3 protein-coding genes are annotated in these 11890 nt (G+C 60.4%); 1 reads left to right on the top strand and 2 read right to left on the bottom strand.

What is annotated here, in order from left to right:
* Nucleotides 1-506 precede the first annotated feature (506 nt).
* Nucleotides 507-7322, top strand: a complete 6816-nt coding sequence (locus ACVISU_RS29435) for an amino acid adenylation domain-containing protein (RefSeq protein WP_456709244.1) — start codon at nt 507-509, stop codon at nt 7320-7322.
* Nucleotides 7323-7943: 621 nt separating this feature from the next.
* Here ACVISU_RS29435 and ACVISU_RS29440 read toward each other — a convergent pair.
* Together ACVISU_RS29440 and gspD are read right to left on the bottom strand one after the other, a co-directional pair.
* On the bottom strand, nt 7944-8591 hold the full coding sequence (locus ACVISU_RS29440) for a tetratricopeptide repeat protein (RefSeq protein WP_456709245.1): 648 nt from the start codon (nt 8589-8591) through the stop codon (nt 7944-7946).
* Nucleotides 8563-10686, bottom strand: coding sequence for a type II secretion system secretin GspD (gene gspD / locus ACVISU_RS29445; protein ID WP_456709246.1), 2124 nt, complete (start codon nt 10684-10686; stop codon nt 8563-8565). The genes ACVISU_RS29440 and gspD overlap by 29 nt, the downstream gene beginning before the upstream one ends.
* Nucleotides 10687-11890: the final 1204 nt, after the last annotated feature.

Consider the following 11890-nt stretch of genomic DNA (forward strand, 5'->3'; position numbering starts at 1 on the left):
TGCCGAAGGCAGAACTCATCCGACGCCTGCGTGCAACATCTATTGTCAACGCCTATGGGTGCTTACGGATCTTCGCCCTCGTCGCCCTGTCGTCGGTGTTGTTGTTTGAGCTGTGTCTGGTTCACCACATCGATGCCTCGAGTCGAACAGTGAAACTCCTCTTTCGCGGCTATAGGCGCGTTGTTCTTTGAGGAACTCTCGCGCAACGTCGTTGGCACGTCGGTTGCTTAAGATGCGTAGAACTCTGTGACGATCATCTCGCTTCGTAGGCGCTGCCAAACAGTTCGGACTAGAGGTTCTCATCGATCCAAATGTAGGAGCGATGACGTTGTCGCAATCAGGTGCTTGGAGGTGTCGTCTAACCGCTCGAGCTTATCGGCGGGCTCTCTGCTTGAAATCACCCCGACCATTGGCGTGTGGCGATAGGTACGGAGGATGTTCATGTTTGGTTCGGTGGCTCAGATGGTCGGCTCGTGGATGCGCCGGAGCTCGCGAGGAATTGCGGCATGGATATAGGCCACCGCCTCCCGATCTTAAGCGAAGCTGAGGTGCGGAGCACAGCTGCCCATGAAATTTTGGCATCTCGTGAAGAGTTCTGGCGACAGCGACTAGAGCAGTTCAAGATAGTTCAGCTTCCGTTTTCGTCGTTAGAAGGCAAGGCTCCGGCGACATGGCAGTCGAGCGCTTGGCTCATGCCGAGTGCGTTGGCTGAGCTATCTCCCAGTGATCGCGCGGAATTCTTGCTAACTGCTTGGCTGGTCTATCTCGCCCGCATCACGGGGGAATCAGAGCTTCAATTGGGATGGACTCCCGCGCCGAATAAATCGCGAGCCGGCGTGAAAGCGCTCGAGGTGCTTGTCGCGTCTGTCGTGCCGATGGCAATTACCATCGATCTCGATAATAATTTCGCAGAGGTGCGCACGGCGGTCGCGGCCGAATTCGTTCAGCTGAACGAGCAGGATACCTTTGCGCGGGATCTTATTGCGCGATGCCCGACGTTGCGCGCTGTGGAGGCGCTACGATTGCGCCGTCCTTGGCTGGTTGGCGTTACGGTTACCGGAGAGGGCTGTTCTGCTGCTGAAGAGTCGGCTTCGAGCTCCAGTTCTGCGATAGCGCGCTCCGGTGAGTTGCTAACGCTCGAGATTTGCGCTCTGGATGGGAGCTTCCGATGGCACTTTGATGCAAGTCGCCTGCAGCCCAATCAGATCGAGCATATGACACAGCATTTGCAGAATTTGTTGTGTGCTGTGGAGGCCGATGCGCAGCAGCCAGTGTGGCGGGTTGAACTCTTGTCATCCTCTGAGCGGGCGTATCTGTTGGAGGAACTGAACCGGACGGCTGCGGCCTATCCGTCGGAACGGTGCATCCATGAGGTGTTCGAGGCCGAGGTGCGCCGTGCGCCGGATGCGGTGGCGGTGGTCTATCAGGACGAGTGCTTGAGCTATGGCGAGCTCAATGCGCGGGCCAACCGCCTAGCGCGTCATCTGATCGCAATTGGGGTGACGCCGGACCAGCCGGTGGCGATCTGCCTGCAGCGCAGTCCGATGATGGTGGTGGGGCTGTTGGCGATCCTCAAGGCGGGGGGCGCCTATCTGCCGCTGGACCCGGCCTATCCGAGTGCGCGGCTGCACCAGGTGCTTGCGGATGCCGTTCCGCAGTTGCTGCTGGCCGATGCAGCCGGACGCGCTGCACTCGGCGCTGAGGCGCTGGCCGACCTGACGGTGGTCGATCTGGCGGCGACGCCGGAATGGGCAAATCTGCCGGCGTCGGATCCCGACCCGCGCGCGCTTGGGCTGACCTCGCGTCATCTCGCCTATGTGATCTACACCTCGGGGTCGTCAGGCATGCCTAACGGCGTGGAAATGCCCCACAGGTCGCTTATGAATTTGCTCTGGTCCTCGCCGGACTGTGACGCGCCAAAACGACGTACACTTCAGTTCACGACTTTGAACTTCGACGTCTCTTTCCAGGAATTGTTCTGTTGCTGGAGGGACGGCGGGCTACTCGTGCTAGTGCGGGAAGAGATCCGTGCCGATTTCTCCGAGTTGTTGGACTTTGTGTGGAGAGAAGAGATCGAAAGGCTTTTCCTCCCGTTCGTGGCCTTGAATCATTTTGCCGAAGTTTGGTGCGCTCGGGGGACGCTGCTGCCGTCTTTGAGGGAAGTCTATACAGCGGGTGAGCAATTACGAGTCACCCCCGAGATCAAGTCGTTCTTCGAAACGCACCCGAGAGCAAGGTTGATAAATCAGTATGGGCCCACGGAAACCCACGTTGTTACTGAGCACCATCTGGCGGCTGATCCATCATGCTGGCCGCAATTGCCTCCGATTGGCCGTCCGATTGCGAACACGCGGGTGTACCTGCTGGACGGTCATGGTGAGCCCGTTCCGTTTGGCGCTGCGGGCGAGCTTTACATTGGCGGGGCGGGAGTTGCGCGCGGCTATCTGAACCGGCCCGAGCTGACGGCGGAGCGGTTCATCGCGAGCCGGTTTGTGGACGGCGACCGGCTGTACCGCACCGGCGATCTGGCGCGCTATCTGCCGGACGGCAATCTTGAGTTTTTGGGCCGTAACGACGATCAGGTGAAGATCCGCGGCTTCCGGATTGAGCCGGGCGAGATTGCGGCGCGGCTCATCGAGCATGCCTGGGTGCGCGATGCGGTGGTGGTGGCGCAGCAGGATGGTACCGGCGAGAAGCAGCTGGTGGCCTATGTGGTGTGTGCGTCTGAAGCTCAGTCGGATGAGCTGGATGGCGCTGGAGCTGAGCTGGCCGCCACGTTGCGGGCGCATGTGGACGCACACCTGCCGGACTACATGGTGCCGGCGGCGTTTGTGCGGCTGGCGGCCCTGCCGCTGACGGTGAATGGCAAGCTCGATCGCAAGGCGCTGCCGGCGCCGGACGATGAGGCGTATGCGCATCGCGCTTACGAGCAGCCGCAGGGCGAGATCGAGACGGCACTGGCGCAGATCTGGGCCGAGCTTCTCGGTGTGGAGCGGGTCGGGCGCCACGACCACTTCTTTGCACTCGGCGGGCACTCGCTGTTGGCAGTTCAGCTGATGGAGCGGCTGCGGCGGCGGTCGCTGGGGGTCGAGGTGCGGACGTTGTTTGCAAAGCCCGTGCTGGCGGATCTGGCCGCGAGCCTCGGCAGTCATCAAGAGGTGGCGGTCCCGGCCAACCTGATCAGCGAACAGAGCACGGCGATCACGCCAGAGATGCTGCCGCTGATTGAGCTGACGCAGGGAGAGATCGATCGGATCGTCGCCACGGTGCCCGGCGGCATCGGCAACATCCAGGATATTTATGCCTTGTCGCCGCTGCAGGACGGCATCCTGTTCCATCATCTGCTGGCCAGCCAAGGCGATCCGTACCTGCTGGTCGGTCAGATGGCATTTGCCGACCGGGGGCTGTTGGAGCGCTATCTTGCCGCGGCTCAGCGGGTGGTGGATCGGCACGACATTCTGCGCACGTCCTTTGTCTGGGAGGGGCTCTCGCGCCCGGCCCAAGTGGTGTGGCGCAACGCCCCGCTGGAGGTGAGCGAGGTCGAGCTGGATGGCTCTGAGGGTCCTGGCCCCGCGCAGCTCAAGGATCGGTTTGATCCGCGCCGGCACCGCATCGATCTTGGCCGGGCGCCGCTGTTGCGGTTTGTGATTGCCCGCGAGCCCGGCAGCGCGCGCTGGCTATTGCTGCAGCTGCAGCACCATTTGATCGGCGATCATGCGACATCGGAAGTGATGCATGCCGAGATGCGGGCCGAGCTGGAGGGGCGGGCGCATGAGCTGATAGCTCCGCAGCCGTTCCGCAATCTGGTCGCGCAGGCGCGGCTGGGGGTTGGAGCAAAGGCGCATGAAGAGTTCTTCCGAGGTCTGCTCGCAGACGTCGATGAGCCGACCCTGCCGTTCGGGCTGAGCGAGGTCCACGGCGACGGCAGCCGGGCCCATGAGGCGCGGCGGATGCTGCCGCAGGCGCTCAACGCGCGATTGCGCAGCCAAGCGCGGCGGCTGGGAGTGAGCCTGGCCAGCCTGTGCCATCTGGCGTGGGGGCAGGTGGTGGCACGCAGCAGCGGCCGCGAGCGGGTGGTGTTCGGCACGGTGCTGTTCGGCCGCATGCATGGCGGCGCCGGCGCCGACCGCCCGATGGGCCTGTTCATGAACACCCTGCCGCTGCGGCTTGACCTTGACGGCACCGCGGTCGAGGCGAGCGTGCGGACCACACATGCCCGGCTGGCCGAACTCTTGGCGCACGAGCACGCCTCGCTGGCCTTGGCGCAACGCTGCAGCGCCGTTGCGGCGCCGGCGCCGCTGTTCAGTTCGCTGTTCAATTACCGCCACACCACGCCGGCGGTCACTTCCGGAACCGATGATGTGCTGTCCGGCGTGGAATGGCTGAGCGAGAGGGAACGCACCAACTATCCCCTGACCTTGTCGGTGGACGATTTTGGTCAGGCGCTCGGTCTAGTTGCAGAAGCGGCGGAGCCCGTCTCTTCGGATCGGATCTGCGGTTACATGCAGCACGCGCTCGAGCAACTGGCCGAGGCGCTGGAGCGGGCACCCAACAGGCCGGTGCGCGAGCTGGATATCCTGCCACCCGCTGAGCGCGCGTACCTCTTGGAGGAGCTGAACCGGACGGCGGCGGCCTATCCGACGGAGCGGTGCATCCATGAGCTGTTTGAGGCGCAGGTGCGCCAAGCGCCGGATGCAGTGGCGGTGGTCTATCAGGACGAGTGCTTGAGCTATGGCGAGCTCAATGCACGGGCCAACCGGCTGGCGCATCATCTGATCGGGCTCGGGGTTACGCCGGATCAGCCGGTCGCGATCTGCCTTCAGCGCAGCGTGGCGATGGTGGTGGGGCTTTTGGCGATCCTGAAGGCGGGCGGCGCCTATCTGCCGCTCGATCCGGCCTATCCGTCGGCGCGGCTGCGCCAGGTGCTCGAGGATGCGGCGCCGCTTTTGGTGCTGGCCGATGCGGCGGGCCGCGCGGCGCTGGGCGCCGATGCGCTGCTCGATCTGACGGTGGTCGATCTGGAGACGGCGACGCCGGCGTGGGCGGCGCTGCCGGCGACGGATCCGGATGTGCGCGCGCTTGGCCTGACCTCACGCCATCTCGCTTATGTGATCTACACCTCGGGATCGTCAGGCAAGCCCAAGGGCGTCATGGTCGAGCATGCCCAGATTGTTCGTTTGTTCGAGGCGACCGGGAGCTGGTATGGCTTCACCGAACACGACGTATGGTGCCTGTTCCATTCCTTCTCGTTCGACTTCTCAGTTTGGGAGTTATGGGGCGCACTGCGCTATGGCGGACGTTTGGTTCTCGTGCCGAGCCATACGGCTCGCTCTGCTTCTGACTTCCATGATCTCATCTGCAAGTCGGGCGTCACAGTTCTGAACCAGACCCCCTCGGCTTTTAAAGCTCTCATCGAGGCGGATTCTCAGAGCAGTGTTCGAAGCCGCATTCGATACGTGATTTTTGGTGGGGAGGCTCTGGAGCCATCGATACTGAAGCCGTGGTATGCAAGGCATTCCGATTGCGCCCTCCAACTGATCAACATGTACGGGATTACGGAAACGACCGTGCATGTGACCTATCGGCCGCTTGATCAGTCCGACACTTCCAACTCGGGTAGTCCGATTGGAAGACGCATCCCCGATCTTCGGCTGTACGTGTTGGATCGATTTGGCCAGCCCGTTCCGTTTGGTGCGGTGGGGGAGCTTTACATCGGCGGGGCGGGAGTTGCGCGCGGCTATCTGAACCGGCCCGAGCTGACGGCGGAGCGGTTCATCGCGAGCCGGTTTGTGGACGGCGACCGGCTGTACCGCACCGGCGATCTGGCGCGCTATCTGCCGGACGGCAATCTTGAGTTTTTGGGCCGTAACGACGATCAGGTGAAGATCCGCGGCTTCCGGATTGAGCCGGGCGAGATTGCGGCGCGGCTCATCGAGCATGCCTGGGTGCGCGATGCGGTGGTGGTGGCGCAGCAGGATGGTACCGGCGAGAAGCAGCTGGTGGCCTATGTGGTGTGTGCGTCTGAAGCTCAGTCGGATGAGCTGGATGGCGCTGGAGCTGAGCTGGCCGCCACGTTGCGGGCGCATGTGGACGCACACCTGCCGGACTACATGGTGCCGGCGGCGTTTGTGCGGCTGGCGGCCCTGCCGCTGACGGTGAATGGCAAGCTCGATCGCAAGGCGCTGCCGGCGCCGGACGATGAGGCGTATGCGCATCGCGCTTACGAGCAGCCGCAGGGCGAGATCGAGACGGCACTGGCGCAGATCTGGGCCGAGCTTCTCGGTGTGGAGCGGGTCGGACGGCTCGACAACTTCTTCGAACTGGGCGGCCACTCGCTCTTGGCGGTGCAGCTGCTCAGTCGAGCACTAGAAGCTGGACTGACGTTTAGCGCTGCCGACCTCTTCCAAGCCCCTGTTCTGAGGGAGCTTGCATCGAAGATTCATTTGAAACGACAGCCCAGCAGCCCGCAAGTGATTTCCGTTCTGGAAACGGGATCACAGCCACCGCTCTTCTTTGTTCCCACGGGATTGGGCGATTGTTCCTATGTCCTCCCCCTCGTGAAGGAAATGGACATCGACTCTCCGGTCTATGCTTTGCCATGGCCGCATTTCGACGACGTACGTCCACCAACTCTTGAGGCAATTGCCGCGGAAGTAATCCTGGCAGTTAGAGAGATCCAACCACATGGACCATACCGCTTTGCTGGATACTCATCAGGGGCAATCTTGGCCTACGCAATTGCGCAGCACTTACTGAATCTGGATGAAGATGTGTCGTTCCTAGCCTTCGTGGATGCTGCGTTACCTGCAAATCGACGAAGCTTATCGCCGACTCAAATGGTACGGGAAGTGCTACTGGATTCTTTGGAATTCTTGGAAGATGAGAGCTTCCGAGTCTTGGAACGATTTGCCGACCAAAGCTCGATTGACCAACTGATTCAAAAGGCACAGCAAATTGGGGCGATACCCCTGGATCGTGACCTAGAAAGCCTTCTTCTGACGTATGAAAAGGCCGCGCAGTTCCGAAGGGCACTGGACTTGTATGAAGCTCCACCTCTTGGAATCGAGATCAACCAGTTTTATGTCAACGCGCCTGTCTGCCACCGTCGTGCACGAGATCCAATAGGTAAGGAAGCAAGTTCGCCCTCGCGGGGGTGGGACAGGGTTTTGCGTGCCGAAGCCATTCACGCCGTGTCCGTTCCGGGGGACCACACGACGATGATGAGCATCCCAGAAAACCGCCGAGTTCTGGCTCGATGCCTTTCGATGGCCTTAACCAATTCACCAGACCGTCGGCAGCAATCGCAGGTGCCGCCGAGCTAAGCTTGTTCGGGCATCGATTAGGAGCGGCGGACATGATCTGGGATGTGGAGCAGGCCCACGGCTTTGAACACCAGGGAGTCGGCGATGTGGTAAAGTCTCAGAGGCCTTCTCGGAGGAAGCCGTCGCGCAACCGGCAGACCTGGAGACTCCGCGATAACTGAGGCCGAGCGGTTGCTGGCCGACAAGGGATGGTACCGTCAGATGCTGCGGGTCCCGCAACCGGGCAGTCTTCGATTGCACAACAGGTATGCTCTCAAAATTCGGAAACGAGAGCAGCATAGATCCAGCTCTGCTCAATTTTAGCGAGTGCCATTTGCAATGATGGCTTAGGAATTTTTAGTCTCGCCAGTTACTGGAGCGGATTGAGGTTGGATCGTTGTGGCTCTTTTGTCCAGACCCTGCAGATGAACTCGAAACGGTGTGAGGCCTTTGAGAGTTTTGAGTCGTCGCTGGCGAAGTTGTAGTCTGAGAGATGGTTGTGGAGCTCGCCGCGCTGGTTCTTCAAGCCGGAGCACCACCAAGGGGAACTTAGGTTGCACCGAATCCGCAGGTAACAATCACCCCAACCGCCGCAGAAGACCTTTCCGGCTGGAAGGCGCGACGGCTTCGCTGTGGGTTCAGCTAGGGCTTCCCGGCTGTACCGCCGCGAGCGCCTCTTGATCGAATAGCCCGGCGCGCCCCTTCGTCCTTCGAGAACTGCAAGGGGGAGCTGCGCGTCCGGCCTGACCATAGACCTGATGTCCAGGCCAGCGCGCCTGCCTGCCCCTGCGCGATCTGATGCATGGACATTTTGGAAGCAATCGCGTTGCGCAAGCGGAGAAAATAATCCCTTTGAGCGCTGCGGGCCTGAGCTGCCGCAATATTCATCCATTTGTAAGCGAGAACGACATCCTGCGGGACGCCATGACCTTTGTCATACATCAGGCCGAGCATCGCCTGGGCAAATGGAATTCCGCCATTTGCGGCCTGAATATATAGGCCGACTGCAGCATCGTAGGCTTTTGGTGCGCCGAAGCCGTTTTCGTACATGAAACCAAGCATCGCCTGTGCTTGCGCGTGGCCCCGTAAAGCAAGTGGGGTGAGCTGGCGGACTGCGCTCTGATAATCCCCCTGTGCATAGGCGCTCCTTGCCGATGCAATGGCTTCTGCGCGTGCTGGCGCCAACGCGACAAGCAGAGCCATTATTTGCGCCAGCACGAACCAGATGTTGCGTCGAGCCAATAGTGGGATGTGACAATGATCAGCGGGCATTACGGACACGTAGGTCATCTGTAATGCTCGCGCCGACTGCACCGCGAAGCTTCGAGCGTAGCTCCTCTGCCAGCTGATGCGCATCGCTGCCGGTCTGGATGATCTGTGGCCGAATGAAGATGATCAACTCCGTCCGCTGGCCCTCTTTGCTCTGGTGTGAAAACACATCGCCAAGACCGGGAATCTCGTCAAGTAGCGGAATGCCGCTGCGATCCCCCTTGTGGTCTTCACTGATCAATCCGGCCAGCACCACGGTTTGGCCGTTTGCCACAGAGACCGCGCTCTTCACCCTGCGTTGGGACACGGTCGGCGTAAGCGCGGATGAACCGGCCGAGGATACGTGGCTGATTTCCTGTTCGATCTCGAGACTGACGTTTCCACTTGTGGTGATACGCGGCACAACACGAAGAATAATGCCTGTGTTGCGGTAGTCGATAGTACTAACCATAGCGCCGTTTTGCGATGGATAACTCGTGTTGCTAGTCTGGACCGGGACGACATCGCCGACCTGAAGGGTGGCGGGCTGGTTGTTGGTGACAACGAGTGACGGATTGGACAACACATTGACGCTGGTCACCCCGTGCAGCGCATCGAGGATAATGGCTGGCTTAGACTCCGATCCGATCAGGAAGTTGAAGCCCGGAATTGCGCGATTTAGCAGCGCGTTCGCTGCCTTGCTCACTGCACCGCTGGTCGAGGTTGATGCAAGGATAGAACCCTGGTCGGCCTTCAATCCAAGCTGCTTGCTGGTCAGATAACTCTGGACACCGTAACTCAGCTCGTTGGTGAGCTTTACCTCCGCGATCGTCGCCTCGATGCCGACCTGCAGCACGGGCTGATCGAGCTGCTTCAAGGTGGAACTGATGATCCGATAGTTTTCGCGACTGGCATAGATCAAGACAGAGTTATTCACGGTATCATGGGTAATCCGTACGTTGGACATCACCGACGGCGCGCCACCGGTTGGTGTGTCGAGTCCATTGCTGGCATCCTTTCCGCTCGACGAATTCAAGCTTGATGGGGATGGGGTACTTACGACGTTGCCGCCCGACGCGGGGGTGGACAAGCTGGCGGATGACGCGGACATATTGGCAGGCAGCCGTTCGGCAACCGAGGCCGTGCGAGCCACCTCCTTATCGGCGATGTCGATCGACGTAGATGCGTTACCGCCGAACATCTGGGTCAGCACCTTGGCCAAGTGGCGGGCGTCACCATAACGGACACGATAGACGCGAACGCCGGTTTGAGCCAAGTCTGCCTGATCGAGCCGGTGGATCCAAGTCGCTACGGTCTGAAGCAAGGGCGGCTTGCGCGTTACGACCATGATGGCGTTCAACCTAGAGATGACCTGGAGCTTCACAAGGTCATGATTGAGCCCGTTGTCGCCGGAATCGATAATAGTCTCAAGCTCTGCGATCAGGGGCTCGGGCGCGGAATTGTTAATGGGATAGATGCCCACCGATTGGCCTTTCATCCAGTCGACATCAAAGGTCAAGGCGGTTTCGACGGCCGTTCGCCGCTCGGGTCCGGTCCCCTGTATCAGAAGTAGGTTTCGCGTGGAGTCCGCACGTACGCTTCCTGCGCGGGTTGCAAAGCTGTCCAATAGCTTGAGGATGGTTTTCGCTGCAACATATTGCAGCGGTACCACTGACACTCCATAGCCGGCTTCGGAACGACGAGCTTCGACATTGACGTGGCCGGCTCCAGTGGCATTGCCGAGGGGCGTCACTTTGTATCCGCCACCATCACGTACCAGCGCAAGGCCGGAAAGTCGCAGCGCGCTTTCGAGCACGAAGACGATGTCAGATCTAGGCACCGGTCGTGCGGACACCAGGCTGACTGTGGCCTGCTCGCGTGGATCGATAGTATAGCCGAGACCGAGAATGTCGCCGAGCATCACCTTTAGAACAGTGGCGACAGGCGCGTTCTCGAAGTTCAGATCGTAGCCGGGGCCATTTGGTGTCTGCAGCGGCCCCGCCTCCGTAGCTTCAGGGATATCCGAACCCCAATAGGTCCTGATTGCTACATCATCTGGCTTAGGCGATGCTTGGAAAGCGGCGATCGGCTGTTCGCCGCGCGGAAGGATGTCGAGCGATCGAACTTTGTCGAGCACTTCCCCATCAGCGGGGGCTGTGGTGGGACTGCCGTTCGTGGCAATGCCACACGACGCACACAGAAACATTGCCCCGACAAGCAGCATGTTGCGGGCGACCTCACCGCACTGACTTCGACTCACTGAAAGACTCACTGGATTGCCGATCCACTTAGGCAATTGATGCAATGTGGCTGGGAGCTCCGCGGCAGATTTACTGTCCCACGTTCGAGAAGCCGGCAAGTTCGGTGCGCCGGTCCGCCGCGATTAACCACTTCCATGTCGATAGCCAATTGTTTGAAGTTGAAGCCGATTGCGCCGGCGGGTGGGTGATCTCGCCACCACGTTCTCTCGCCGAAGCACGAGTTTGATCCCTTATGATCGGCTGACTCATCCCGTCATCGATAGCCGGCCACGTCTTCTTCGGAGTGCGGAGGAACGGATGACCTGTTTGCCGGTTGCAGTATGACTCGCTTGAAGTCGTTTCGCCCACATTTACGTTACTGAATAGCCGGATCGCGACCGTGAAGAGGCGCAATGGTCACAAATGAGATCACCGTTGCGGCTAGTGCCCAGTTTGCGGGTGCAGTTCGTCACAGTCATTTTCTCGTATCGTTTGAGTGGCTCCCACAGTCGGAGAGCACGTATCGAAGCGCGGCTATAGGAACGCTGTCGTTGGCGCTCGCGCCCGGCGGGTTGGTAGCACTCGACGCCTTCCCGACACGAGGGCCATCGAGCGGACCGCGTTCCGTGTTTTTGCTGGTTTGACAACGCGTCCCGCCCGCCGGCCGCGGTCACCAGCATCGTTCTAGACTCAACGCAAGCGCCAATGTCGCCCAGGAGTAACCGTGGCCAACTTGCGAACGTTCATCGATCCGCCGCATCAGCGCCGGATTATCGCCTGGCTAGCGATGCGTGGCGGCCCATAGACGCTTGAGCGGACAAGACCGAGCAGCTTGCAACGACAGCGACCTTCGGCGTTCCATAATAGCTCGGCCATACTCGCCACCGCCGCTCTCGAACGTGCGTGCCACCTGCTTCAGAAGTTGCCGCTTTAGTTGGCCCGAATGCAGCCGATAGCGCTGCGCCAGATTGGCCTTTTTCGCATGCCTCTGCAGCTCCTTCAGCGCGATGTTCGTTATTCAGCGCAATCTTTCGTCTCGTGCTCTGCGTCATTCTCTCCTCTGTCGGTTTCTGCGGGGCGGCCCAAGTCAAACCGGCCAAT

Source organism: Bradyrhizobium sp. USDA 4452 (assembly GCF_054063575.1).